A 25556-nucleotide genomic window follows, 5' to 3' on the forward strand; every position below is an offset into this window, starting at 1 on the left:
GAATAGGCCTCACCATGACCACAGTGAACGCACCAGAATTCGTTCGTCATCCTAAGCTTATAGCATGGGTTGAAGAAATTGCAAACTTAACCAAACCAGCAAAAATCGAATGGTGTGACGGAAGCGAAGAAGAGTATCAACGTCTAATCGACTTGATGATCGCTAACGGCACCATGCAGAAATTAAACCAAGAAAAACATCCTGGTTCTTATCTTGCAAATTCTGACCCATCTGACGTTGCGCGTGTTGAAGATCGTACTTACATCTGCTCTCAAAATAAAGAAGATGCTGGTGCGACAAACAACTGGGAAGATCCAGCTGTTATGCGTGAAAAATTAAATGGTTTATTTGAAGGTTCAATGGAAGGCCGTACGATGTACGTTGTTCCTTTCTCTATGGGTCCTTTAGGTAGCCATATTGCTCATATCGGTATCGAGTTAACTGACTCTCCTTACGTTGCTGTTAGCATGCGCAAAATGGCTCGTATGGGTAAAGCAGTTTATGACGTATTAGGTACAGACGGCGAATTTGTTCCTTGTGTACACACAGTAGGTGCTCCACTTGCTGAAGGTCAAAAAGACGTTGCTTGGCCTTGTAACCCAGAGAAATATATCGTTCATTATCCAGAGACTCGCGAAATCTGGTCTTTCGGTTCTGGTTACGGCGGTAACGCATTACTTGGTAAAAAATGTTTAGCTCTTCGTATCGCTTCTGTCATGGGCCGCGAACAAGGTTGGTTAGCTGAACACATGCTTATTCTTGGTGTAACTAACCCTCAAGGTGAAAAACACTACATCGCTGCTGCATTCCCATCTGCTTGTGGTAAAACAAACTTTGCGATGTTAATTCCACCAGCAGGTTATGAAGGTTGGAAAATCGAAACTGTAGGTGACGATATTGCTTGGATCAAACCAGGTGAAGACGGTCGCTTATATGCGATTAACCCTGAAGCTGGTTTCTTCGGTGTAGCGCCTGGTACAAATACCAAGACTAACCCGAACTGTATGGCAACTCTTCATAAAGATGTTATCTATACAAACGTAGCGGTAACTGAAGATGGTCAAGTATGGTGGGAAGGTCTTTCTAAAGAAGTTCCAACAAACTTAACAAACTGGAAAGGTCAACCTCACGTAAACGGCGAAAAAGCAGCACATCCAAATGCGCGTTTCACTGTTGCAGCAGGTCAATGTCCATCTATCGATGCTGATTGGGAAAACCCAGCAGGTGTTCCAATTTCTGCATTCATCTTCGGTGGTCGCCGTGCAGATACAGTTCCTTTAGTTTCTGAAGCTTTTGACTGGGTTGACGGTGTATATAAAGCGGCAACTATGGGTTCTGAAACTACTGCTGCTGCTGTTGGTCAACAAGGCATTGTTCGTCGTGACCCATTCGCGATGCTTCCATTTGCTGGCTACAACATGGCTGACTACTTTGACCACTGGTTAAGCCTTGGTGCAAAAGTAAGCGAGAAAGCTGAGGCTTCTGGCAACAAATTACCGAAAATCTTCAACGTAAACTGGTTCCGTCGTGATGCTGAAGGCAACTTCGTATGGCCTGGTTTTGGTCAAAACATGCGTGTTCTTGAGTGGATCATTGACCGTTGTGAAGGTCGTGCAAACGCTGTTGAAACACCAATCGGTTTTGTTCCAACATATGAAGACTTGAACTGGAAAGGCACTGAGTTCAGTAAAGAACAATTTGACCTTATCACTACTCAAGATAAAGACCAGTGGGTTACTGAAATTGAAAGCCACACTGAGTTATTCAATAAACTTGGCGAGCGCTTACCAAAAGCATTAAAAGAACGTCAAGCAGCATTACTTGAAGCTGTAAAAACTGGCTTCTAATTGCTCAATATAAAAAAGGCCGCTTTATGCGGCCTTTTTTATTATGCGGCATCATCTTTTAGTCTACGTTCAGATAAATAAGCTTCTAACACTTTTACCTGTTTCTCATTAAACGCCAAACCTAATTTAGATCTTCGCCAGAGTATGTCTTCTGCAGTATTTGCCCACTCATATTCACATAAATATTTAACTTCACATTCAAATAAATCGTGACCAAAATTTTGCCCCAATTGTTCTATAGCATTTCGTTCTTGAAGCATGTTCCAAACTCTTGTGCCATATGCATGTGCCCAACGTTTGGCAAGGGATTCTGAAACTCCATTTACACGTAATTGAATCTGGTTGATTAAATCATCTAGTGTGGTCCAGTTCTCAGCACCGGGTAACGGCTTATTGGCAGTCCACTCCTCTGCCATTTCACTAAAGAACGGAGACAAATGTTCTAAAGCAGCCTCAGCCAGTTTTCGATAGGTCGTAATCTTGCCGCCAAATACTGATAACAATGGTGCATTAGTATTTTCTGTCTGTAGTGCCAAAGTATAGTCACGGGTAATTGCCGAAGGGTTATCAGACTCATCATCACATAAAGCACGTACACCTGAGTACTGACTTACAATATCTGCTCGCGTTAACTGCTTTTTAAAATGTGAATTTGTGACTGTCAAAAGGTAATCTATTTCTACATCAGTAATCTCTACCTTTTGTGGATCACCTGTATATTCCTGATCTGTCGTACCAATTAGGGTATATTTTTCTAAATATGGAATTGCAAAAACGATGCGTCGGTCTTCATTTTGCATAATAAAGGCTTTATGGCAGTCATATAGCTTTGGCACAACAATATGACTTCCTTGGATCAATCGGACTTGATAAGGCGATCTTAAATTTAAGTTTTCACTAATAATTTCTTCAACCCAAGGACCAGCTGCATTTACTAAAGCTTTCGCACGTATCTGATAAACCTCAGCTCCACTTTGTAGTTCCAAATGCCACAGTTCTTGTTCTTGATAAGCCTTCACACATCGTGTCCGTGTCACGACTTTGGCACCCTGTTCTTTAGCTTGGAGGGCATTTAATACAACAAGACGTGCGTCATCTACAGTACAGTCAGAATATTCAAAGCCACGCGTTATAGCTGGTTTTAAGGGGCTATCTTCTTTGAAATAAATAAGATTTGAACCTAATAATTTTTCTCGTTTTCCCAAATGATCATAAAAAAATAGGCCCGCTCGAATTAACCACGCAGGACGTAAATGTGGCCGATGCGGCATAATAAAACGCATTGGTGCAATAATATGTGGAGCTTTTGCCAACAACACTTCTCGCTCTGCTAATGCTTCTCTGACCAGTCTAAATTCTTTATGTTCTAAATAGCGTAGACCGCCATGAATTAATTTACTGCTAGCAGATGAGGTGTGACTGGCTAAATCATCCTTTTCACATAAAAATACGGATAATCCACGGCCTACCGCATCATTAGCAATACCGACGCCATTAATACCGCCACCAATTACGGCAATATCATATACTTTTGAATAATCATTAGATTGTATTTTCATTTCTCATATTCTTTTTATTGTTGATCTTATAAAAATTAAAACATCAAATTGATGAAACAACAATCTAAAAAGTAGAATAATCAAATTTGAATTAGCAAACCTTTAGCCATTAATTGATTACTCTACAATTTAATTAATTTAAGAAAAAATCAATCCTCAGCCCAATTTTGACTACGCTTAACCGCCTTAAGCCAACCTTTATAAATCAGCTCAGATTGTTCAGCAGACATTTTTGGCTCAAATACCTTTTCTATGGCAGATTTATTTCTTAACTCATGAAGATCCTGCCAAAAACCCGTCGCCAAACCTGCAAGGAAAGCTGCACCCAAAGCAGTTGTTTCTTTCATTATTGGGCGTTCTACTGGTGTCGCCAAAATATCGGCTTGGAATTGCATCAAGAAATTATTTTCCGTTACTCCCCCATCAACACGAAGAGTACGAAGCTCTTCTTCTGCATCTTGCTGCATGGCATCAAGTACATCTCTTGTCTGGTAAGCAATGGACTCTAAAGTTGCACGAATAATATGTTCAATGCTAGCTCCACGTGTCAGACCAAAAATTGCCCCACGCGCTGTTGGGTCCCAATACGGTGCACCTAATCCGGTAAAAGCAGGAACCACATATACACCATTACTGTCTTTTACCCGTGTTGCATAAAGCTCAGAGTCTTTAGCGTTCTTAATGACCTTTAATTCATCACGTAACCACTGTACACAAGAGCCACCATTAAATACGGCGCCCTCTAAAGCATAGTTCACCTCACCGCTCGCACCACATGCAATAGTTGTGAGTAATCCATGCTCTGAACGGACAATTTTTTTACCTGTGTTCATGAGTAAAAAACAGCCAGTACCGTAAGTATTTTTAGCCTGCCCTGCCTCAACACACATTTGACCAAAAAGCGCAGCTTGTTGATCACCTGCAATTCCAGCAATTGGAATACCGACTTCTTGCCCACTAATAGTATGTGTATATCCATAAACCTCAGATGAACTTCGTACCTCAGGTAACATTGCTTTAGGGATATCTAAGGCCTGTAAAAGCTTTTCATCCCATTCAAGCTTTTCAATATCAAACAGCATAGTTCGTGAAGCATTGGTAAAATCAGTGACGTGAACACCGCCATTGGTTAATTTCCAGATTAACCATGTATCCACCGTACCAAACAACAACTCTCCTCGCTTAGCGCGCTCACGACTTCCGTCAACGTGATCTAAAATCCATTTAATTTTTGTCGCTGAAAAATAAGGATCAATGACTAAACCCGTTGTTTTACGGATATATTCTTGCCAACCTGCTTTATGCAATTGATTACAAATTTCAGTCGTCTGTCGGCTTTGCCAAACAATTGCATTGTAAATCGGCTTACCTGTTTTTTTATCCCAAACAACTGTAGTTTCGCGCTGGTTTGTAATGCCAATTGCCGCAACTTGTTCACTCTTAATACCAGCTTGAGCCAATGCCTCTACCCATACCGCACTTTGTGTTGCCCAAATTTCCATAGGGTCATGCTCAACCCAACCCGGCTGAGGATATATTTGAGTAAATTCTTTTTGTGCAATACTGACAACGTTTGCATCATGGTCTAAAACAATTGCTCTTGAGCTTGTTGTTCCCTGATCAAAAGCAACAATATATTTTTTTGGGCAATTTGACATCTGAATGTCCCTTTCATTATCTACACACATCTAGTCCACAATGCTAAGACATTATGTCCAACTGCATTTATTTAAAATTTTCTTTGGAATATATCATTATTTTTAAGGGATATAGGTTTTGTTCTTCCAAAGATTGCTCATTCTTTATCAGTTTTTACTAATTGGGAAAAAATAACAGCCCAAAGTTTCAGATAAGATCACAAAAACCAGTTGGTCGACTGATTTGAAATCACATAAATATTCAACTTATTCCTTCGCTTAAATAATAAACATTGTTTTACAGACATAAAAAAAATAAAGTGAAATACTCTTCTAGATAATATGAAAAATCAGAATAAATCCTCTCTTTTTTAGCATTCAACCCAAGCAAAACATGGAGCGAATCATGGTTGATCAACCTTCTACCGCAACACCTCCACATTCTAATTTAGATACAAAAACTCGTCTAAAATCAATTTTGGGCGGTTCTGCCGGTAACCTTGTCGAATGGTACGACTGGTATGTATATGCCGCATTTACGCTCTATTTTGCTCATGCCTTTTTCCCAAAAGGAAGTCAAACAGCTCAACTCCTACAAGCAGCTGCAATTTTTGCAGTAGGTTTCCTTATGCGTCCCATCGGCGCATGGATTATGGGGATTTATTCAGACCGTAAAGGACGTAAGGCGGGTCTTACACTTTCCGTTACTTTAATGTGTGTTGGCTCTCTACTTATTGCAGTTACACCATCTTATGAAAGCATTGGTGTATTTGCCCCTTTACTTCTGGTTGTTGCACGTTTAATACAAGGTCTAAGTGTAGGCGGTGAATATGGTGCAAGTGCTACTTATTTAAGTGAGATGGCAGAAAAAGACCGACGTGGTTTTTTTTCAAGCTTTCAATATGTCACCTTAATTGCCGGACAGCTCACTGCCTTGTGTGTTCTTTTAATATTACAAATGGTACTTACCGAACAACAATTGCATGATTGGGGATGGCGTATTCCATTCTTTATTGGTGCTTTACTTGCCATTGTTGTGTTCCGTATTCGTCGTGGCTTATTAGAAACACAATCTTTTAAAAATGCTCAAGCTGAAAAAGACCAACCACAATCAGGCATGTTTGCTTTGTTTAAACACTACCCTAAAGAAGCATTCACCGTATTATTCTTAACTGCTGGTGGTACATTAGCTTTTTATACTTACACGACCTATTTACAGAAATATTTAGTGAATACTTCTGGTTTTTCTAAACCTGAAGCTACTCAAATTACCACTTTAGCGTTATTTATTTTCATGTGTCTACAACCTGTAGCGGGTGCTTTATCAGACCGAATTGGTCGAAAACCTCTTATGATTTTCTTCGGAATAACAGGTGTTTTATTCACATACATTTTATTTGATGCACTGGCAAACACGCATAACTACTGGACAGCATTTTGGTTATGTTTTGGAGGTCTAGTAATGGTGACTGGCTACACTTCAATTAACGCTGTAGTGAAGGCCGAACTTTTCCCTGCTCATATTCGCGCTTTAGGAGTAGCTTTACCCTACGCGATTGCCAATACTTTGTTTGGTGGCACAGCTGAGTTTTTCGCATTAAGTTTCAAAGAGGCTGGACATGAGTCTTGGTACTTTATTTATGTCAGTATCATGATTTTCATTTCATTACTCATTTATATTTTTATGAAAGACACTAAGCATCATTCAAAAATTAAAGAGCATTAATATTTTACAATTAGAGTCAATATCGTCAGTTAATATTGGCTCTAACCAAGCGAATAAGCACAAACAACACATCTATTTTATGAGATACTTCATATAAGAAAATAAGGACGATACTGATGAACAAAAGTATTTTATGTTTGGCATTAAGTAGTATGTTTATTTTAACTGCTTGTCAGACTACACCTCGACAATATAATGGTTCAACTGGCTATCAGATTGAAAACCAAACTAAAACTTCAGCGACTTTAGCTTATACTTTAGCTGGTCGTAGTAACCAGCAACTTGATGAGCGTAAATTACAACGTGCTTGCCAAAATGTGTTAGGTGCTCAGAAAGTTTATAAATTATCAATTTTAAGTGTCAATGAAATTCCAAACCCAGCTAAAGATGAGCAATATGGAATTAAATTGGGTGAAACTCGTGCTTCTTTCGGTTTATCAAACACACCAAGTCTAAATAATGGTGAAGATTACGCGACTCGCCAAGCACTTGAAGCTCGCCCAAGTACGTTAAAAGTGGTTCGTTATACTTGTTCATAATTAAAAAAAAGACGCTGTTATTTTACAGCGTCTTATAAAAACTTACGTTTCTAAATTCTCTTGCTTCATCCAGATCTGGCCACGTAGTAGCGCTTCTTTCTTCAATTTTTTCATATTTTGGATGACTAAAATTTTTAACTCTACTATCTGCCACCCAAACTTCTGGCGCAAATTTTAAAAATTCGTCTAAGAAAAAGCGGTTACATTGGTCATATAACACATCAGCAGCCAATAGAACATCAACTTGTTCAGCTTTATATAAATCATCCAGATATTCGAGTTCTACACTATTAAGCAATGCATTTTCACGGCAAGCATTTAGACTAACTTGATCAATGTCACAACAGATTACTCGTTTTGCTCCTGCCATTTTTGCAGCAATAGCGACTACACCAGAACCCGCGCCGAAATCTAATACCACTTTATCTTTAACATGGTGCGGCTCTGCAAGTATCCACTGAGCCATCGCCAAACCTGATGCCCAACAGAAAATCCAATACGGCGTGTCATTCCAAATACGGCGAATAACTTCATCATCTAAACGATCAGTTGGAAAAACAGGTGGAATCAACCATAAAGAGATTGGAGTTTCAGGCAACTGTTGTGCCATTAATTCACAATGAGGAATCACTTCATGTAAGGCTTGAAGTAAATGTTCTGGGGCTTTGGTCAATTGAAAGGTGCAGCTCATCAGATTTCTTTTAATTCATTTTTATAACAAGCATAACAGAGTCATTCCATTATGATTTGAATTTTTACCTTAACCTTGGTTAGACCTGAGAAGCCCTGCTTCGCAAGGCTTTCGTAAAAATTAGGTCTAACCATTGTCACCCGCAAAACTCGGCAGATACTCTCTAGAACCGAAAGCATCGCAGAAACATTAATTTTTTAATGTATTTCTGCCTCAAACAATTGCGGATGACGGTTACGCGTATCAATAATAGCCTAGTGTTAATTAAATTAACCTAAAGCTTTTTCAGCAGCTTCTACAGTTTGACGAATCAAAGTTGTGATTGTCATTGGACCAACACCACCCGGTACTGGTGTATAAGCAGAAGCAATTTCTTCAATACCTTGTAATTGAATATCGCCAACACCGCCACCATCACGTGGATGAAAACCTGCGTCTACAACAACTGCACCTTGTTTAATCCAGTCTTTTTGAATAAGTTCAGCTTTACCTACAGCACCAACAATAATGTCAGCTTGTTTTACAAGCTCAGGTAAATTTTGTGTACGTGAATGGCAAATCGTTACTGTTGCATTTGCTTGTAACAACATCATTGCCATTGGTTTACCTAAAATTGCTGAACGGCCAACTACAACTGCATGTTTGCCCGCAATTTCGATATTGTTTTCTTTAAGAATCGTCATAATGCCAGCAGGAGTCGCTGAACCGTACGCAGCTTCACCCATTGCCATACGACCAAAACCAAGGCAAGTTACGCCATCAACATCTTTTGCTAATGAGATTGCATCAAAACATGCACGCTCATCAATTTGTGCAGGAACTGGATGTTGTAAAAGAATACCGTGAACATCTGGATTGGCATTTAGCTTTTCAATTTCAGCTAACAATTGTTCTGTTGTCGTTTCTTGTGGTAATTCGATTTTTAATGAATCCATACCTACGCGGCGGCAGGCATTACCTTTCATACGTACATAAGTTGCAGATGCACCGTCATCTCCAACCAAAATAGTCGCCAAAATCGGGGTACGACCTGTTTTTGCTTTTAAAGCTTCAACACGTACCGACAAATTTTCTTCAATTTGCTTTGCTAATGCACGACCGTCTAAAACCAATGCCACAGCACATCTCCAAGGTAGACATGAATTTAATGTGCCAATAATACATGATAATTTCGCTAATTTTATTCTAGATGTTGTTTTTATGTGCATCTTCGCTCAAAACGGTATTGTTTTTTTCGTAAAGGTTGCTAATATGTGCATCACCAAATGTAGGCGGGGTGGCAGAGTGGTCATGCAGCGGACTGCAACTCCGTGGACGCCGGTTCGATTCCGACCTCCGCCTCCAAATTTGGTAAAGCCCGGGTGGTGAAATAGGTAGACACAGGGGATTTAAAATCCCCCGCCCACAAAGCGTGCCGGTTCGAGTCCGGCCCCGGGCACCATTTTCAAGTACTGAATATGGTGTCATAAAGAATCCAGCGTAAGCTGGTTTTTTTATATCTAAAAAAAAGGGCTACATATGTAACCCTCTATTCTTTTATGCTTTAAGCAGTTTTCTGATCTTGCTTTAAAGGCGTCAAATTCAGATCCAATATAATCTCGTTTTGCCTGCTTGAATCCACTTGATATTCAGCATTCTTAATTGAATCTAAAAATACCCACTCTGAATGAACTTGTGCCTGATCGAGAGTAACGAGCAAGTATCCACGTTGATTTAAATTACAATAGACCAATTCATCAATCAATGTAGTAAACGCAAACTCAAACTGCTGTAACTGTGCCAATGGAATACTTAAATATTTTTCTAAGCCAGGAGATGATACAGAGCTTGTTGCCAGTTCAACACCTACATATTTTCCTTTTTGGCTATATAAATAAGATGCCCAAGCATTGTGTGTATCTCCCGCAAGCACAATCATCTTTTTATTAAACTCTGCCAATTTATCGTATACAAACTCTCTCTCAGCATAGTAACCATCCCAAGCATCAAGATTGTATGGTGCAACCGTCATAATCCTTGCTTTTTCTTGAACTGTTAATGTCGGATCATTTTGTTGTAAACGAAGTTTTAAAGTGACCAACTCAGTAATTTGTGCGTTCATCTTAGCAAGTGCTTCAGATGAAGTTCCTCCTGAAGTAATCTGCCCTAAAGATGCCAGCAATTCGGCTGGAATCCACATTTTACTCATTAAGACTTGCTGACCCACCACATTCCATGTTGCTGTAGATTGCTTTAATTTATCGACCAACCAATCTCTTTGCGTATACCCCATTAAAGTACGCGCCGGATTTGTTAAATCTGCTTGAAATTTTGCAATATCTAAGCCAGAGGCTGTCATATAGTCCGCATATTCAAGTTGCTTGTCACGCGCAATAATGCGTGTATCTAGCATAGTGAGTTGGACAAGTGAGCCAAAGTTAAACTGGCGATAAATATTTAAATGGTCAGAACTAGAAACTGGGCGAATTGGCATCCATTCAAAATAAGCTTGTAGAGCAGCTAATTTACGATCTGAGAAAGATCCTTCGCTACTTTGATGGTTTTCCGCACCATCACGCCAAGCATCGTTCGCTAACTCGTGATCATCCCAAATTACAATAAAAGGATGGCGTTGATGAGCTGCTTGTAAATCTTTATCCTGACGATAAAGTGCATAGCGTTTGCGATAATCATCTAATTTAATAATTTCTTTATTATTGTCAGCAGGTAACGTACGACCTAGCTTTGCAGCATCTTCTGTCGCATAACCATCTGCCCCATACTCATAAATATAGTCACCTAAATGAATAATGACATCGACGTTTTGTTTTGCCATTTCACGATAAACATAAAAGTAACCCGCAGGATAGTTAGAGCAAGAACATACTGCAAAGCTTACTTTATTGGTCGATATTGGTAATGTTTTCGTCTGCCCTACTGGTGAAACCTTACTACCAAACTTAAAACGGTAGTAGTACACCGTATCTGGTTGTAAACCAGCTGCATCAACTTTCACTGTAAAGTCATCAGTTTTGCTTGTTTCAACCATCCCCGTCTTTAAATTTTGTTTAAACTGATTATCGGTTGAAATTTCCCACACAACTTTTAAACGCACCCCAGAGTCTGTAGGTGTCACTCGTGTCCATAAGATGACTTTATCCTGTAAGGGGTCTCCACTTGCAACACCATGAAGAAAATCTGCTTGTACTTGAGGACTTTCATCTTCTGAACCATCATTACAACCAGTGAAAGCAACAGGCATAGATAAAGCCCCAAAACCGAGTAGACTTTTTTGAATTAATTCTCGGCGTGAAATTTTCTCTGACATAAAATTCTCTAAGTTTTAAGCAATGAGTGCTTTAAACTTAAGTACAGAAGATGAACGTCTGATCTCAGTTTAATGAATAAATCATGACACAAACTGGTTAATTTATATAAATACCGACAAGAACTGATTGAAAATAAAGCAAACTCTCCGTTTTTCTCTTGCCAATCGCGCACTTGTCCTCTATTATTGCGCACATGCCCGGGTGGTGAAATAGGTAGACACAGGGGATTTAAAATCCCCCGCCCACAAAGCGTGCCGGTTCGAGTCCGGCCCCGGGCACCATTTTCAACTATTGAATTTGGTGCTACAAAGAATCCAGCGTAAGCTGGTTTTTTTATGCCTGATGAAAATAAAAATTATGATAAAAACAATCATATTTATTTCCACCCTACTTTTTATATCGATTGCAGATGCCGAAGATATCTTTAACGGCACAATCTTATTTAAAAATAATGATTGGCACTTTATACGCTGCTCTCTAACTCAGGATGACTACCTGATCAAAACATCTCAAGATGTAATTACTCAATTAAAAGCATTACAACATCAAAAGACAACCTATTGGATAAGCGTATTAGCAGATGCAAATGAGCAGCAAAATGGAAATTTAATTTTAAAAATTAAAAAAATAGATCAAGTACATTTAGGAGCATCATGTCATTTATTAGATGCGATTGAAAATTTTGAGAATCGAGAGTAATTACCACTCTCGATTCATCACCAGCTCTTCCATTTCAAGATCTAAAAATCCAGCATCTTGAACTACCATCATCATTGCCTCAGCAATGTAATCGGCAGCACTATCATCAAGCGATGAATCCAGATCTTCAAACTGTGGCTTCATTTCATTAATTTCATTTACAGTCTGATGAGCATATCGATAAACATCTTGATCAGCTAAAGCAGGCTTCTGAACTTTTTTAGCAAATTGTTCAATAAGCTGCTTAAGTTCAGCGACCAAAATATCTGGATAATATTCATCATCAAACATTGGGAGAAGTAGGTCTTCGAACATACAAAAGATTACACAACAGCAAAAACTTGCCGCTTATAACATATTTTCGCAAAAATCACGAGATTTTTACCCGACTCCTCATCCACCTTTATGTGATACACAGACATCTAATTCAATAAGAATACACTTTATGCCTGCTGCATAGCTTGCCAAACCAGAATTGCATCATGCATCGCTTTTACATCATGCGCCCTTACAATCGACGCTCCTTGCTGAATACTTAACAAATGCCCAGTAACGCTTCCTACAGCACGCTGATCAGCAGCTGCGCCTTTTAAAGCCTCACCTATAAAGCGTTTACGAGAAAGACCTGATAAAATTGGATAACCTAGCTCATTAAGTTTCCAAAATTCTTTTAATAATTTTAAATTCTGCTGTGCATTTTTTGCAAAACCAAATCCAGGATCAATAATAATATTATGCTGTTTAATTCCAGCAGCCAAAGCCTCATCAATGCGTTGTTGCAGCTCTTGCATCACATCAAGTGTTACATCAGTGTACTGATCCAACTGATTCATTGTGGTTGGCTCACCACGCATATGCATAATCACTACAGGTATATCTAACTCTGCTGCGGTCTTCAATGCATTAGGGCGTGTTAAAGCGCGTACATCATTCCAAATATGCGCCCCTGCTGCTTTTGCTGCACGAATAACTTCTGGCTGGCTCGTGTCGATCGATAAAATAATATTATGATGAGATAAAGCTTCAACAACAGGTACCACACGGCATATTTCTTCTTCTATCGCCACTTCTGAAGCACCTGGTCGGGTAGACTCCCCTCCAATATCAATAATAGTAGCGCCTTGTTCAATCATATTAAGCGCATGCTCAACCGCTTGGTCTAATTGGTTATGTTTACCACCATCGCTAAAAGAATCTGGGGTAACATTTAAAATACCCATAACATGTGGCTGAGATAAATCTAGTTGAAGCTGTCCACACTGTAAAATCTGCTTTGGTAAAGATATTAACTGCATAAAAAGCTCCGGTTCAAAATCAGGTGATATTTTAGCAAGTCTATACTTTACATGCTGTTGATTTCTTTTCAGCTTTAGCTGAATTTAAGACAAATAAAAAAAGCCACATGACTGTGGCTTTTTTATTAATTAACTTAATTCATCGCTGGTAATGGTGGTGGTGTAGATGGACCATCTTTTGGTGGTTCAAATGCAGCCACTGGATTTTCAGCAACATAGACTTTAGGTGGTTGTGGCTCACGACCTTCCATAATGTCACGAATTTGATCACGATCAATGGTTTCCCATTCCATCAAAGCTTTTACCATTGCATGGGCAATATCTTTATTACCTTCTAAGATATTACGTGCAACTTTATATTGCTCATCAAGAATACGGCGTACTTCTTCATCAACTAACTGTTGAGTTGCTTCAGAAATCGTACGACTTCCTACATTTCCAAAGAAACCATTCTGGTTCTCATCTTCGTAAACCATTACACCCATTTTGTCAGACATACCGTACTTAGTAACCATTGCACGAGCCATTTTCGTAGCACGCTCAAAGTCATTTGAAGCACCAGTAGATTGCTGCTGAATAAAGACTTCCTCAGCAATACGACCACCAAACAAAATTGCAATTTCATTTAACATTTTGTCTTTATAGTGGCTAATCTGGTCTTGTTCAGGTAACTGCCAAGTTACACCTAAAGCCCAACCACGCGGCATAATTGTTACTTTATGCACAGGGTCAGTACCCGGTAAAATCTCAGCAACAATTGCATGACCAGCTTCATGATAAGCAGTTGCACGACGCTCTTCTTCACGTAGAACCATCGACTTACGCTCTGGCCCCATGTAGATCTTGTCTTTTGCATCTTCAAAGTCATGCATATCGACAGTATTCTTATTACGGCGTGCAGCAAATAATGCAGCTTCGTTAACAAGGTTTGCCAACTGTGCACCAGAGAAACCTGGCGTACCACGTGCTAACACTTTCATGTCCACACCAGTCACTGAAGGTAACTTTTTCAAATGTACATTCAGGATTTGCTCACGACCACGGATGTCCGGTAGACCTACCATAACTTGACGGTCGAAACGGCCTGGACGTAATAACGCTTTATCCAACACATCAACACGGTTAGTTGCAGCAATAACGATTACGCCTTCATTACCTTCAAAACCATCCATCTCTACGAGCATTTGGTTTAAGGTTTGTTCGCGTTCGTCATGTCCACCGCCAGTACCTGAACCACGGTGACGACCTACTGCATCAATCTCATCAATAAAGATGATACATGGTGCATGACGTTTTGCTTGTTCAAACATATCACGGACACGGGACGCACCCACACCCACAAACATCTCAACAAAATCAGAACCAGAAATGCTGAAGAATGGAACTTTTGCTTCACCAGCAATTGCTTTAGCTAATAACGTTTTACCAGTACCTGGAGGACCAACCATAAGTACGCCACGTGGAATTGTAGCGCCCAAGCGTTTGAACTTTGCAGGATCTTTTAAGAAATCTACAATTTCTACAACTTCTTGTTTAGCTTCATCACAACCGGCAACGTCAGCAAAAGTCACTTTGATTTGGTCTTCAGAAAGCATTTTTGCTTTTGACTTACCAAAACTCATCGGACCATTTTTACCGCCTGCACCACCACCCATGTTACGCATAAAGAACATGAATAACAGAATGATTAACAGTACAGGGAAACTAGCAATGAGAAGTTGCATCAAAATGCCTTGACGTTGTGGTGCTGTGCCCTCTACAACAACATTTTGCTTGTTTAAGCTTGGCATAAGTTCAGTGTCTTCAACTTGCGGACGAACAGTTTCAAACTGAGATCCGTTAGTTTTTTCACCACTAATATTTAAACCGTCAATCGTGACTTGCTTAATTTGGCCAGCATTCACCGCTGCAACAAAATCTGAATATTTCATTGCAGAAGGCTTATTGCGGTCACTGATATTACTGAAAATTAAAATCAGAACACCCAGTATTATTAGCCACAATACGGCATTCTTGAAGTAATCGCTCAAAGCTTTATTCCCATATCGATCTAATTTGATCATGCCCAATCTTGGCCGATCGTCTTAAAAACAGCAATTGTCTTGCTTGCGGATAACCTAAAAGATACAAAATGCACAATTTTTAGGAGCTTGGCAAGTAAACTTTATTGCAATGCTTTCTTACGCCCTTGTCCAACCAAAAAAACTTCTTTAGACCGTGCCCGAGAAGCTGCTGGTTTTGCTGTTTTTAACACATCAAAACTATCAACTACTTGTTTACGAAACTCATCAAATCCTGCGCCTTGGAACACTTTAACAACAAACTGTCCATTGGGACCCAAGACTTTCTGAGCAAAGTCTAAAGCAAGTTCACACAAGTAAATCTGTCTAGGTTGATCAACAGCCCTATTACCTGATGTATTGGGGGCCATATCAGAAATTACAATGTCTACTTGTCTTCCGTTTAAAATATTTAACAATTTTTCAAATACAGCTTCTTCTCTGAAGTCGCCTTGTAAGAAAGTGACATCCGGCAAAGCATCCATAGGCAAAATATCGGAAGCAATAACTAAACCCTTGCTACCAACAAGTTTCCCAGCAATTTGCGACCAACTCCCAGGAGCTGCTCCCAAATCAACCACTGTCATGCCTGGCTTGATCAACTTATATTTTTCTTGAATTTCAAGAAGTTTATATGCTGCTCGTGCACGATATCCTTCCTTTTGTGCTTTTTTTACAAAAGGATCGTCTAGATGTTCCCTCATCCACGCACGACTACTTTTAGACAATTTTTGGTTTGTGATGCGTGTTGCCATAACTCACTAAATATCAAAAAAACTTCTGATTGTTCATTGTACGTGAAAATTACTCTCATTACAGTACGGATGTAACCTAATCTCAATAACTTTTACAGTTTTTTTCCAATAATGTTGATCGATTATTTATACAGTTTTTCGTACATTTGATTTTAAGTTTTTTGCTATACTAAGTCGTTTTTAAAATCAGGTATTTTTAATGGCCGCTTTATCTATTCATGAACGTAAACGTTTACGTCAAATTGGTCACGTGCTTAATCCGGTTGTCATGATTGGTGGACAAGGCTTAACAGATGCTGTAATCGAAGAAACTCTTCGTGCTTTAAATGATCATGAACTCATCAAAGTAAAAATTGCTGGTGAAGACCGCGAAGCTCGTGCAGCTGTAATTGATGCAATTGTAGAAGCGACTGGTGCTGAAGCTGTGCAAAAAATCGGTAAAATCGTTTTACTTTACAAAAAAGCAGCTAAGCAAAACCAACACTTATCTAACCTCGTTCGTCACGCTCACTTAGCAAACTAACTTATTGACTACTTATGGCAAGTTACGAACTTTCAGCTTTTGATCGTTTTCATGCTGTTTCTGTTGTTGGCGCAATTGAACAGCAAGCCCCGCATACATTAAATGTGGGTTTTTGGATTCGTGATCCAAACCAACTTATTATCTGGCCCCAAGAAGTCGCGGCTCATCCTCGTCAAGATTTTTTGTGGGAAGAGACTTGTTTTGAAATTTTTATCGGCGTGCATGATGAAGATTTCTACCGGGAAATTAACCTTTCCCCTTCTCAAGCATGGCAGACCTACCAGTTTGAAGAATATCGATATCCGGAAAGCATGCCTCCCCTCGTTGCTTACGATATTGAACTAAATCATCTCAAGCGTACCCATTATGGTTTAAATGTAAGTCTTGATTTAGGCCAGTTTATGCAGCAGCACCGTTTGAAATGGGCAAACCTCTATTTAGGTTTAACTGCTGTTTTAAAAACAAAAGATGGTATGCAGTACTATGCAATGCAGCATAGTGGAAAAAATGCTGATTTTCACAATAAACGTGATTGGCTGCATCAGTTTTAAAAAATAAAAAAGCGAGAAATTAATTCTCGCTTTTTTATTGAATTTTAATTTTAAATCTTTAGTGATCTCTTGCTTTGTTCCAAGCCTCAACCGCATTATTTTTAGTGCGCTTTAAGCTCTCACTTAAAGAATCTTTATGTTTTAAAGAAATCTGACTAATGTCACCCTTAAGCTCTTTAGTCACTTTTGTTAAATCTTCAATTAACGCATTAATTTCAGCTTTCAATGTATTTTTCAGTTCATTCAGTCCTTCTTGAGAAGTATTGAACTGAGCTTTAATCACATCAAGACGTTGTAAAATATCTTGTTTAATCTGAGCAAACTGGTTTTGAATATTCTGATTCAATTCTTGAGTTTCAGCCTCAATTTTTTCTTCAGTCTCGGTAATTACAGCTTTGACTTGTTCTTGAGTTTCTGCAATAGCTTCTTTAACTTGCGAAGTTGCTTCATGAGCGACTTCTTTCACCTGTTCTGTTTTTTCAGCTACAACTTCTTTTACCTGTGTTGCTTTAGTACTCACTGCTTTTTTAGCTCGAGTTGTTGTTTTCACTACAGCTTCTTTTGCTTCAGTTACTTCGGTCTTAACCGTCTCTGCTACAGACGAAGCATTCTCAGCTATATCTTTTGAAACTTGATTATTGCTCATGCTATTTCCTCATATTGTTTATTTTTTAGCTAGCATTACAATAAGTGGAATTAGCTTATTTCAGCCACCAGATTGTTAGACAATTTGCTAAAAGTATCAATTTCAGACAAGCGGATGAATTTTTTTGCAAAAAGCAAGCAAGGAATTATATTTTTTAATAGAAAATAAATAGACTTTTTAGGGTTCCATGCGTATAATGCGCTGTTAAGTTACAAGCGGGCAGACCGATAAGGAGGGGCATGTTTTTTTAGAACATCGCCTATCTTTTTTAGGTCTACTCGCTTTTTTACAGCCGAAATTCAGGAGCTTTGGTTTGAGCACCCCCGCCATTTTAGCCCTCGCAGATGGAACGATCTTTAAAGGAACGTCAATCGGCGCAACGGGAAGTACGACTGGAGAAGTCGTTTTTAACACAGCCATGACAGGCTATCAAGAAATTTTGACTGACCCAAGTTATGCACAACAAATTGTGACATTAACTTACCCTCATATTGGTAACACTGGTTGCAACGAAGAAGACGTTGAATCTGGTCGTATCCATAAAGTATGGGCGAATGGTTTAATTATTCGTGACCTTCCACTACTACACAGTAACTTCCGTTCTGAGCAGTCGTTAGGTGAATATTTGCAGGCGCACAATGTTGTTGCAATTGCTGATATTGATACACGTAAACTCACTCGTATCTTACGTGACAAAGGTGCACAAAATGGTTGCATCCTTGCTGGCGAAAATATTACTGAAGAAGAAGCGATTGCTAAAGCTCGCGCTTTTGGTGGTTTAAATGGTTTAGACCTTGCCAAAGAGTGCTGTGATCCTACAGGTTTTGAATGGTCTGAAGGTTCATGGGTATTAGGTAAGGGCTTTACTCAACCTGAGTTAAAATACCATGTGGTTGCATACGATTATGGTGTCAAAACCAACATCTTGCGTATGCTTGCAGACCGCGGTTGCAAACTCACAGTTGTTCCTGCTGAAACTCCGGCTGAAAAAGTATTAGCACTTAATCCAGATGGCGTATTCCTTTCAAACGGTCCTGGCGACCCAGCGGCTTGTGACTACGCAATCGAAGCTGTAAAAACTATTGTTGAAACCACAACATTACCTGTATTTGGTATCTGTTTAGGACACCAAATCTTGGCACTCGCTTCTGGTGCAAAAACTGTAAAAATGAATCATGGTCACCACGGTGCAAACCATCCTGTACAAAATCTTGAAAACGGTACAGTGATGATCACCTCTCAAAACCATGGTTTTGCTGTAGATGCAGAGACATTACCGGCTAACTTAAAAGCAACGCATAAATCATTGTTCGATGGCACCTTACAAGGTATCCACCGTACTGACAAACCAGCTTTCAGCTTCCAAGGTCACCCTGAAGCAAGCCCTGGTCCACATGATTGTGCACCTTTGTTCGATCACTTCATCGAACTTATCGAAGCATCTAAACAGTAATTACGGAGCGAATAATGCCTAAACGTACGGATATTAAAAGCATCTTAATTATTGGTGCTGGCCCGATTGTGATTGGACAGGCATGTGAGTTTGACTACTCAGGTGCTCAAGCATGTAAAGCACTTCGTGAAGAAGGCTATCGTGTTATTTTGGTTAACTCTAACCCAGCGACCATTATGACTGACCCTTCAATGGCGGATGCAACTTACATTGAGCCAATTACTTGGCAAACTGTTGCTCAAATCATTGAAAAAGAGCGTCCAGATGCAGTCCTTCCAACTATGGGTGGACAAACTGCATTGAACTGCGCACTTGCACTGGATGAAAACGGCGTATTAGCGAAATACAACGTAGAACTTATTGGTGCAACGAAAGAAGCGATTGAAAAAGCTGAAGACCGTAAACTCTTCGACATCGCTATGCGCAAAATCGGTTTGGAATGTCCAAAAGCTGCTATTGCTGAAACCATGGAAGAAGCTTTGGAAATCCAATCTCGCTTTGGTTTCCCAGTAATTATCCGTCCATCATTTACAATGGGCGGTTCAGGCGGCGGTATTGCATATAACCGTGAAGAATTCCTTGAAATTTGTGAACGCGGTTTCGACCTCTCTCCTACTCACCAGTTATTGATTGATGAATCTTTAATTGGCTGGAAAGAATACGAAATGGAAGTTGTTCGTGACAAAAACGACAACTGTATTATCGTATGTGCGATCGAAAACTTTGACCCAATGGGTGTTCACACAGGTGACTCAATCACTGTAGCACCAGCTCAAACATTAACTGACAAAGAATACCAATTGATGCGTAATGCTTCAGTTGCGGTTCTTCGTGAAATTGGTGTTGAGACAGGTGGTTCTAACGTTCAGTTCGGTATTAACCCGAAAGACGGCCGTATGGTTGTGATCGAGATGAACCCTCGTGTATCTCGTTCGTCTGCGCTTGCTTCTAAAGCAACTGGTTTCCCGATTGCAAAAATTGCTGCGAAACTAGCTGTTGGTTATACCCTTGATGAATTGAAAAATGACATCACTGGCGGCGTAACTCCTGCGAGCTTTGAACCATCAATCGACTATGTTGTAACGAAAATTCCTCGTTTTAACTTCGAGAAATTCCCACAAGCAGAACCAGTTCTTACCACTCAGATGAAATCTGTTGGTGAAGTCATGGCAATTGGTCGTAACTTCCAAGAATCTGTACAAAAAGCATTACGTGGTCTTGAAGTTGGCGTAAGCGGTTTCGATGAAAAAATCGAAGCTGGTGCAACAAATGTAAAAGAAACCATTTTAAAAGAGCTTAAAGTTCCAGGTCCTGAGCGTATTTGGTACGTAGCAGATGCATTCCGTCATGGCTTCTCTTTAGATGACGTATTTGAAGCAACTAAGATTGACCGTTGGTTCTTGATCCAAATTCAAGATATCGTTAAGACAGAAGCTCAAGTAAAAACTTTAGGTTTTGGTGATCTAACTGCTGAAAATATCCGTTCGTTCAAACGTAAAGGTTTATCTGACCTTCGTATTGCGAACCTTATGGGTATTTCTCAAAAGCAATTCCGTAAGCAACGTTGGAACTTGGGTGTTTATCCAGTTTACAAACGTGTTGATACATGTGCTGCCGAGTTTGAATCTGGTACAGCATATATGTATTCAACTTACGATGAAGAATGTGAAGCAAATCCATCAAACCGTGACAAGATCATGGTAATTGGTGGTGGACCAAACCGTATTGGTCAAGGTATCGAATTTGACTACTGCTGTGTACACGCTGCTTTAGCAATGCGTGAAGACGGTTATGAAACAATCATGGTGAACTGTAACCCTGAAACTGTTTCTACCGACTATGACACATCTGACCGTTTATACTTCGAACCTGTAACACTTGAAGATGTTCTTGAAATCGTACGTACTGAGAAGCCAAAAGGCGTAATCGTACAATACGGTGGTCAGACTCCACTTAAGTTAGCACGTGCTTTAGAAGAAGCTGGTACTCCTATTATCGGTACTTCTCCAGATGCAATTGACCGCGCAGAAGACCGTGAACGTTTCCAACAAATGATTCAACGTTTACAGCTTCGTCAGCCAAACAACAGCATTGTAAAATCTGCTGAAGAAGGTATCTCTGAAGCTGCCAAAGTTGGTTATCCGTTAGTTGTTCGTCCATCTTATGTATTGGGTGGCCGCGCAATGGAAATCGTGTATAACGAAGATGAACTTAAACGTTACCTTCGTGAAGCAGTTCAGGCATCTAACGAAGCGCCTGTTCTTCTTGACCACTTCCTTGATGATGCAACTGAAGTTGACGTTGACTGCGTATCTGACGGTAAAGATGTCGTAATCGGCGGTATCATGCAGCACATCGAACAAGCTGGTATTCACTCTGGTGACTCAGCATGTTCTATTCCTCCTTACTCTCTTTCTAAAGAAGTTCAGGATGAAATGCGTCGTCAAACAGTTGCTATGGCGAAAGAACTTGGTGTAGTTGGTTTAATGAACGTTCAGTTCGCAGTTAAAGGCGACGATATTTACGTTCTTGAAGTAAACCCACGTGCATCACGTACTGTTCCGTTCGTATCAAAATGTATTGGTGAATCTTTAGCAAAAGTAGCTGCTCGTTGTATGGCGGGTCAATCACTTGAATCTCAAGGCTTTACTAAAGAAATCATTCCAACTCACTTTGCTGTGAAGGAAGCTGTTTTCCCATTTGCTAAGTTCCAAGGCGTAGACCCAATGCTTGGGCCTGAGATGAAATCTACAGGTGAAGTAATGGGCGTTGGTAAGACTTTTGGCGAAGCGTTCTATAAAGCCGTTTTAGGTTCAAATGATCGCTTACCAGGCCTACCAACTGAAGGCGAAGAAAAGATTGCTTTCTTATCTGTTCGTGAATCGGATAAGAAATATATTGCTGATATCGCTAAAAAGTTCGTGGCATATGGTTTCAAACTGGTAGCAACAGGTGGAACGTATAAAGTACTTAAAGAAGCAGGTTTGGAATGTGAACCTGTAAATAAAGTAACTGAAGGACGTCCACATATTGTTGACCGCTTGAAAAATGGTGAAATACACCTTATTGTCAACACTACTGAAGGCAAACAAGCTCAATATGATTCTGCAATGATTCGTCGTGCTGCCCTACAAGGCAAAGTGTATTACACAACGACTATCAATGGTGCAGAAGCGGTTTGCCAAGCCTTTGCTGTGAAATTGCCAATGGATGTATACCGCTTGCAAGATTTAACTGTAGGTTAATTTTTTTCCGATAAGTCCCGCCACCTTATCGGTGGCGGGATTTTTTCATTTTTTTAACTGTGTTTTCTCAACTTAAGAGGGACCGAAATGCAACGTTATCCAATGACCCCTGAAGGTAAAAGCGCCTTAGAGAAAGAATTACAACATCTGAAATCTGTTGAACGTCCACGTATTACTCAAGCAATTGCTGAGGCACGTGAACATGGGGACTTAAAAGAAAACGCAGAATATCATGCTGCTCGTGAACAGCAAGGTTTCTGTGAAGGCCGTATCCAAGATATCGAAGGAAAATTGGGTGCTGCACAAGTCATCGATGTTAAAGACTTAGAACAAAACGGTCGTGTTGTATTCGGTGTTACGGTAACGATTGAGAACCTTGATACTGAAGAACGCAAGACTTATAAAATTGTTGGTGATGACGAAGCTGATTTTAAAATTAATAAAATCTCAGTGAACTCACCAATCGCTCGCGGCCTTTTGGGTAAAAATGAAGGTGATGAAGTAAAAATCACCACTCCTCAAGGCGAAGTTGAGTATGAAGTTGTAAGTGTAGAATATCTCTAAGATACTGCTCTTGAACCCCTCTTCCTGAGGGGTTTTTATTTAATATGGTTTAGCTTATTTTTGTTTGGATAATAGATTATGGACACGCCTCTGATTAACACACCAGTCCGTCATTGGTGCGAATTTGAGTTTATTTCCAAAACTGTAAAAAATCCGAATATCCATATTAAAGGTAATTATTCTTACTACTCAGCCTATTGGGATCAAGGTTTTGAACGTTGTGTCGTACGCTATTTACACGACAAAGCTTCGACCCCAGACAAACCTATCGATCAGCTTTATATTGGTAATTTTGTATGTTTTGGGGCTGAGTGCGTGATTATGATGGGTGGTAATCAGCTTCATAGACCAGACTGGATTTCGACTTTCCCTTTTGATACCCGCAGTTTTTTAGCAGCTGGTGACACCATTATTGCAGATGGTTGTTGGATTGGAAGCCGTGCAATGATTATGCAAGGTGTAAAAATCGGTGAAGGTGCTGTAATTGCAACTGGAGCCGTCGTAACAAAAGACATTCCACCCTATGCAATTGTTGGTGGTGTACCAGCAACAATTATTAAATACCGGTTTCCTCCCGAGCAAATAGAAAAACTACTCGCTTTAAAGCTTTATGAATTAGATGAAAAACGAGTTTTAAAAATGCGGGAATATTTGCAAACTGATGATATTGATGCTCTAACAGTTCATATTGAAAATTTACGAGACAAATAAAATGTATTCTCAAGTTTTATTGTTTAAAATCACAAATGATTACGAGCTCGAATTTAAATCGTAAGAAAAGAAGTATAAAGTATTGAATAAATAAGCATCATTACAATAAGGAACAATCTCATGTTATATCAACATATTCTTGTACCAATTGACGGTTCTGAAACTTCTATGGTCGCTATGAAAGAAGCGATAAAACTTGGAAAAGCATTAAATAGTAAAATTACTATCGTACAGGTCATGGCACTTGATCCAATTATTGCAGATCTTTATGTGAAGACTGGTCAAACCAATGAACTAATTGAGCGGACTAGAACATACTTACTCGATATTTTAGAACAAGCCAAACAACAATTTTTACAAGAAGGGCTTACTGTAGAAACCAAATTACTTGAAGGTTTCGTTGTTCACGAAGAAATTATTCAAGCTGCACAAGAGCTTAATGCTGACCTGATTGTAATGGGCTCTCATGGCCGTACAGGTGTGCGAAAACTTGTATTAGGAAGTGTCGCACAAAAAGTTTTAGGTGAAAGTCATATTCCAGTTTTAATTGTTCGCTAAAAAAATGCCTGTCTGGCTCAATTCAGCCAGATAGGCACCTATTTTTTAAAAGGAATAACATCTTCTCTTGATTGCTCAACCGTTATCGTTTTTTTACTTTTAAAAGCATCCCAAGAATAATTTTTATAATTTAACTGCCATAAATAGTAAGATTGACCGATATCTTTAAACCTAATATTTAATGTCATCCATTTTTCATCATGGCAATGCGGTGACTTCTTATACTCTTGTTCTGAAAAACATGCCCGAATCATTTCACTCGAAGAAAAATTAATATCTTTTAATGCAACCTGATACTGCCCTTTAGGCTTAAGCTCAACAAAATCAGCATTTTCCTCAAAACGCCCTCCTCCAGAATAACCAGTAAACCATATATTTAGCACTGCTATGGCATATTCACTTTTATTAAGTGGATATAGTGCTGGAAAGATTTTGAGTCCATTAGGGCCTAAATCATCAGAGTGTGGCTCTTTATTACTATGTTCATAATTTTTAAAGTTCCACTGATTTATTACTGTGTATTGGTTATTTAGCTTTTTAACTTGAGCAATTTGCGGAGTCTCATCTATTAAATAATAAATCTGATCTTGTGTATTTTTGGATTTCCATAGCTTAGCTTCATCGCTACATTTCTGACTCAACTGCTGACAAATCGAATGTATATCTTGTGATGAAGCTTTCACATTTATAAAAGGTTGAGCTGAAATAGCCTGCTCTGCAAAACTCGATTGCACTGTTAAACCTAATAGTAATATGGCTAGACTCCGCCATTTATAATTCTGCATTTGTATTTGTTCTCTTTAATAATTTTAAGGTTGCCATGCAAACTGCTTTAAGTTCACTTTGCCATTCAACAAATAGATTCCTTCTGCTTCAAGCTTTAACTGCTGAACATTTTCACCTTTTTCATTAAATTTACTTAGGCTAATTTTACCTTGTGAGTTAATAACACGGTACCAAGGAACTTGATGATCTGCTTCAAGATGTTTAAGAACATAACCCACTAGTCTGGCGTGTTTAGGTAACCCAGCCATACGTGCTATTTGTCCGTAAGTTGCTACTTTTCCATATGGAATGAGAGCGATGACTTCTAAAATTTGTCGATGTAGTTCATACTGAGTTGTCAAAATGGAATCCATAAAAATTGACATCGTTCATATCATATAAAAATTTACTTTAAATCTCTTTA

The 25556-nt window shown here is 39.3% G+C and carries 23 protein-coding genes and 3 tRNA genes; 14 read left to right on the forward strand and 12 right to left on the reverse strand.

The features are described from left to right. The first annotated feature begins 14 nt into the window (after positions 1-14). On the forward strand, positions 15-1847 hold the full coding sequence (locus RMA95_RS02400; RefSeq protein WP_233929914.1) for a phosphoenolpyruvate carboxykinase (GTP): 1833 nt from the start codon (positions 15-17) through the stop codon (positions 1845-1847). Between the two features lie 41 nt (positions 1848-1888). Here the strand turns inward: RMA95_RS02400 and glpD are convergent, their stop codons facing one another. Together glpD and glpK are read right to left on the reverse strand one after the other, a co-directional pair. Continuing rightward, a complete protein-coding gene (gene glpD, locus RMA95_RS02405) occupies positions 1889-3406 on the reverse strand; it encodes a glycerol-3-phosphate dehydrogenase (protein ID WP_311069490.1) in 1518 nt (505 codons plus the stop codon). Between the two features lie 149 nt (positions 3407-3555). Continuing rightward, entirely contained in the window at positions 3556-5064 is a 1509-nt protein-coding gene (gene glpK, locus RMA95_RS02410) for a glycerol kinase GlpK (RefSeq protein WP_311069491.1), read from the reverse strand. 373 nt (positions 5065-5437) lie between these two features. Here glpK and RMA95_RS02415 point away from each other — a divergent pair, with 373 nt between their 5' ends. Further along, on the forward strand, positions 5438-6769 hold the full coding sequence (locus RMA95_RS02415; protein ID WP_191012067.1) for an MFS transporter: 1332 nt from the start codon (positions 5438-5440) through the stop codon (positions 6767-6769). Positions 6770-6885: 116 nt separating this feature from the next. Next, the gene (locus RMA95_RS02420) at positions 6886-7308 is read left to right on the forward strand and encodes a hypothetical protein (RefSeq protein WP_004699645.1); all 423 of its coding nucleotides are present in this window, start codon (positions 6886-6888) and stop codon (positions 7306-7308) included. Positions 7309-7330: 22 nt separating this feature from the next. On the opposite strand, the gene RMA95_RS02425 is transcribed toward RMA95_RS02420, so the two are convergent. Together RMA95_RS02425 and folD are read right to left on the reverse strand one after the other, a co-directional pair. After that, on the reverse strand, positions 7331-7999 hold the full coding sequence (locus RMA95_RS02425; RefSeq protein ID WP_311069492.1) for a 50S ribosomal protein L11 methyltransferase: 669 nt from the start codon (positions 7997-7999) through the stop codon (positions 7331-7333). A gap of 269 nt (positions 8000-8268) precedes the next feature. Then, positions 8269-9117 (reverse strand): bifunctional methylenetetrahydrofolate dehydrogenase/methenyltetrahydrofolate cyclohydrolase FolD, encoded by an 849-nt coding sequence (folD, locus tag RMA95_RS02430; protein WP_016140185.1) that lies wholly within the window; start codon positions 9115-9117, stop codon positions 8269-8271. Between the two features lie 152 nt (positions 9118-9269). Here folD and RMA95_RS02435 point away from each other — a divergent pair. Together RMA95_RS02435 and RMA95_RS02440 are read left to right on the forward strand one after the other, a co-directional pair. Further along, positions 9270-9343: transfer RNA gene (locus RMA95_RS02435), tRNA-Cys, on the forward strand. Between the two features lie 11 nt (positions 9344-9354). Next, positions 9355-9440: transfer RNA gene (locus RMA95_RS02440), tRNA-Leu, on the forward strand. A gap of 102 nt (positions 9441-9542) precedes the next feature. Here RMA95_RS02440 and RMA95_RS02445 read toward each other — a convergent pair. Beyond that, positions 9543-11306 (reverse strand): alkaline phosphatase D family protein, encoded by a 1764-nt coding sequence (locus RMA95_RS02445; RefSeq protein WP_311069493.1) that lies wholly within the window; start codon positions 11304-11306, stop codon positions 9543-9545. 196 nt (positions 11307-11502) lie between these two features. Between RMA95_RS02445 and RMA95_RS02450 the strand changes: the two genes are divergently transcribed. Both RMA95_RS02450 and RMA95_RS02455 read left to right on the forward strand, forming a co-directional pair. Further along, positions 11503-11588, forward strand: a tRNA-Leu gene (locus RMA95_RS02450). Positions 11589-11664: 76 nt separating this feature from the next. Continuing rightward, positions 11665-12006, forward strand: coding sequence for a hypothetical protein (locus RMA95_RS02455; protein ID WP_311069494.1), 342 nt, complete (start codon positions 11665-11667; stop codon positions 12004-12006). On the opposite strand, the gene RMA95_RS02460 is transcribed toward RMA95_RS02455, so the two are convergent. The 4 genes from RMA95_RS02460 to rlmE all read right to left on the reverse strand — a co-directional run bounded on the left by RMA95_RS02460 (position 12007) and on the right by rlmE (position 16116). After that, the gene (locus tag RMA95_RS02460) at positions 12007-12321 is read right to left on the reverse strand and encodes a DUF5713 family protein (protein WP_004699637.1); all 315 of its coding nucleotides are present in this window, start codon (positions 12319-12321) and stop codon (positions 12007-12009) included. Between the two features lie 128 nt (positions 12322-12449). After that, positions 12450-13301, reverse strand: coding sequence for a dihydropteroate synthase (gene folP, locus RMA95_RS02465; protein ID WP_311069495.1), 852 nt, complete (start codon positions 13299-13301; stop codon positions 12450-12452). A 134-nt stretch (positions 13302-13435) separates the two neighbouring features. Further along, positions 13436-15331 carry an ATP-dependent zinc metalloprotease FtsH gene (gene ftsH, locus RMA95_RS02470; RefSeq protein WP_191106317.1) on the reverse strand — a complete coding sequence of 632 codons (1896 nt, stop codon included), beginning with the start codon at positions 15329-15331 and terminating at the stop codon, positions 13436-13438. Between the two features lie 134 nt (positions 15332-15465). After that, positions 15466-16116, reverse strand: a complete 651-nt coding sequence (gene rlmE, locus RMA95_RS02475; RefSeq protein WP_000235573.1) for a 23S rRNA (uridine(2552)-2'-O)-methyltransferase RlmE — start codon at positions 16114-16116, stop codon at positions 15466-15468. A gap of 199 nt (positions 16117-16315) precedes the next feature. Between rlmE and yhbY the strand changes: the two genes are divergently transcribed. Both yhbY and RMA95_RS02485 read left to right on the forward strand, forming a co-directional pair. Beyond that, a complete protein-coding gene (yhbY, locus tag RMA95_RS02480) occupies positions 16316-16639 on the forward strand; it encodes a ribosome assembly RNA-binding protein YhbY (RefSeq protein WP_000729551.1) in 324 nt (107 codons plus the stop codon). 14 nt (positions 16640-16653) lie between these two features. Continuing rightward, positions 16654-17190 carry a DOMON-like domain-containing protein gene (locus RMA95_RS02485; RefSeq protein ID WP_002048508.1) on the forward strand — a complete coding sequence of 179 codons (537 nt, stop codon included), beginning with the start codon at positions 16654-16656 and terminating at the stop codon, positions 17188-17190. Positions 17191-17248: 58 nt separating this feature from the next. Here the strand turns inward: RMA95_RS02485 and RMA95_RS02490 are convergent, their stop codons facing one another. After that, on the reverse strand, positions 17249-17836 hold the full coding sequence (locus RMA95_RS02490; RefSeq protein WP_311069496.1) for a hypothetical protein: 588 nt from the start codon (positions 17834-17836) through the stop codon (positions 17249-17251). A 313-nt stretch (positions 17837-18149) separates the two neighbouring features. Between RMA95_RS02490 and carA the strand changes: the two genes are divergently transcribed. The 5 genes from carA to RMA95_RS02520 all read left to right on the forward strand — a co-directional run bounded on the left by carA (position 18150) and on the right by RMA95_RS02520 (position 24367). Next, positions 18150-19289 carry a glutamine-hydrolyzing carbamoyl-phosphate synthase small subunit gene (gene carA, locus RMA95_RS02500; protein WP_191010362.1) on the forward strand — a complete coding sequence of 380 codons (1140 nt, stop codon included), beginning with the start codon at positions 18150-18152 and terminating at the stop codon, positions 19287-19289. A gap of 14 nt (positions 19290-19303) precedes the next feature. Beyond that, on the forward strand, positions 19304-22534 hold the full coding sequence (gene carB, locus RMA95_RS02505; RefSeq protein WP_311069497.1) for a carbamoyl-phosphate synthase large subunit: 3231 nt from the start codon (positions 19304-19306) through the stop codon (positions 22532-22534). Positions 22535-22621: 87 nt separating this feature from the next. Continuing rightward, complete coding sequence (greA, locus tag RMA95_RS02510) at positions 22622-23098, forward strand: transcription elongation factor GreA (RefSeq protein ID WP_191010364.1); 477 nt, start codon at positions 22622-22624, stop codon at positions 23096-23098. A gap of 78 nt (positions 23099-23176) precedes the next feature. Continuing rightward, on the forward strand, positions 23177-23809 hold the full coding sequence (locus RMA95_RS02515; protein WP_233929903.1) for a CatB-related O-acetyltransferase: 633 nt from the start codon (positions 23177-23179) through the stop codon (positions 23807-23809). A gap of 120 nt (positions 23810-23929) precedes the next feature. Next, entirely contained in the window at positions 23930-24367 is a 438-nt protein-coding gene (locus tag RMA95_RS02520) for a universal stress protein (RefSeq protein WP_233929902.1), read from the forward strand. Positions 24368-24405: 38 nt separating this feature from the next. Here RMA95_RS02520 and RMA95_RS02525 read toward each other — a convergent pair whose 3' ends face one another. Together RMA95_RS02525 and RMA95_RS02530 are read right to left on the reverse strand one after the other, a co-directional pair. After that, positions 24406-25152 (reverse strand): hypothetical protein, encoded by a 747-nt coding sequence (locus RMA95_RS02525; RefSeq protein ID WP_311069498.1) that lies wholly within the window; start codon positions 25150-25152, stop codon positions 24406-24408. A gap of 24 nt (positions 25153-25176) precedes the next feature. Continuing rightward, positions 25177-25506 carry an MGMT family protein gene (locus RMA95_RS02530; protein ID WP_151750000.1) on the reverse strand — a complete coding sequence of 110 codons (330 nt, stop codon included), beginning with the start codon at positions 25504-25506 and terminating at the stop codon, positions 25177-25179. Positions 25507-25556: the final 50 nt, after the last annotated feature.

Source organism: Acinetobacter sp. V110_1, assembly GCF_031798975.1.
Taxonomy (GTDB): Bacteria; Pseudomonadota; Gammaproteobacteria; order Pseudomonadales; family Moraxellaceae; genus Acinetobacter; species Acinetobacter nosocomialis_A.

Coding starts and splice junctions, on each gene's coding strand:
- RMA95_RS02485 (WP_002048508.1), top strand. CDS start 16,654: ATGGCAAGTTACGAACTTTCAGCTTTTGATCGTTTTCATGCTGTTTCT.
- RMA95_RS02520 (WP_233929902.1), top strand. CDS start 23,930: ATGTTATATCAACATATTCTTGTACCAATTGACGGTTCTGAAACTTCT.
- rlmE (WP_000235573.1), bottom strand. CDS start 16,116: ATGGCAACACGCATCACAAACCAAAAATTGTCTAAAAGTAGTCGTGCG.
- greA (WP_191010364.1), top strand. CDS start 22,622: ATGCAACGTTATCCAATGACCCCTGAAGGTAAAAGCGCCTTAGAGAAA.
- RMA95_RS02425 (WP_311069492.1), bottom strand. CDS start 7,999: ATGAGCTGCACCTTTCAATTGACCAAAGCCCCAGAACATTTACTTCAA.
- RMA95_RS02455 (WP_311069494.1), top strand. CDS start 11,665: ATGATAAAAACAATCATATTTATTTCCACCCTACTTTTTATATCGATT.
- folP (WP_311069495.1), bottom strand. CDS start 13,301: ATGCAGTTAATATCTTTACCAAAGCAGATTTTACAGTGTGGACAGCTT.
- RMA95_RS02415 (WP_191012067.1), top strand. CDS start 5,438: ATGGAGCGAATCATGGTTGATCAACCTTCTACCGCAACACCTCCACAT.
- RMA95_RS02525 (WP_311069498.1), bottom strand. CDS start 25,152: ATGCAGAATTATAAATGGCGGAGTCTAGCCATATTACTATTAGGTTTA.
- RMA95_RS02460 (WP_004699637.1), bottom strand. CDS start 12,321: ATGTTCGAAGACCTACTTCTCCCAATGTTTGATGATGAATATTATCCA.
- yhbY (WP_000729551.1), top strand. CDS start 16,316: ATGGCCGCTTTATCTATTCATGAACGTAAACGTTTACGTCAAATTGGT.
- RMA95_RS02515 (WP_233929903.1), top strand. CDS start 23,177: ATGGACACGCCTCTGATTAACACACCAGTCCGTCATTGGTGCGAATTT.
- RMA95_RS02445 (WP_311069493.1), bottom strand. CDS start 11,306: ATGTCAGAGAAAATTTCACGCCGAGAATTAATTCAAAAAAGTCTACTC.
- glpD (WP_311069490.1), bottom strand. CDS start 3,406: ATGAAAATACAATCTAATGATTATTCAAAAGTATATGATATTGCCGTA.
- carB (WP_311069497.1), top strand. CDS start 19,304: ATGCCTAAACGTACGGATATTAAAAGCATCTTAATTATTGGTGCTGGC.
- RMA95_RS02530 (WP_151750000.1), bottom strand. CDS start 25,506: ATGGATTCCATTTTGACAACTCAGTATGAACTACATCGACAAATTTTA.
- RMA95_RS02490 (WP_311069496.1), bottom strand. CDS start 17,836: ATGAGCAATAATCAAGTTTCAAAAGATATAGCTGAGAATGCTTCGTCT.
- RMA95_RS02400 (WP_233929914.1), top strand. CDS start 15: ATGACCACAGTGAACGCACCAGAATTCGTTCGTCATCCTAAGCTTATA.
- RMA95_RS02420 (WP_004699645.1), top strand. CDS start 6,886: ATGAACAAAAGTATTTTATGTTTGGCATTAAGTAGTATGTTTATTTTA.
- glpK (WP_311069491.1), bottom strand. CDS start 5,064: ATGTCAAATTGCCCAAAAAAATATATTGTTGCTTTTGATCAGGGAACA.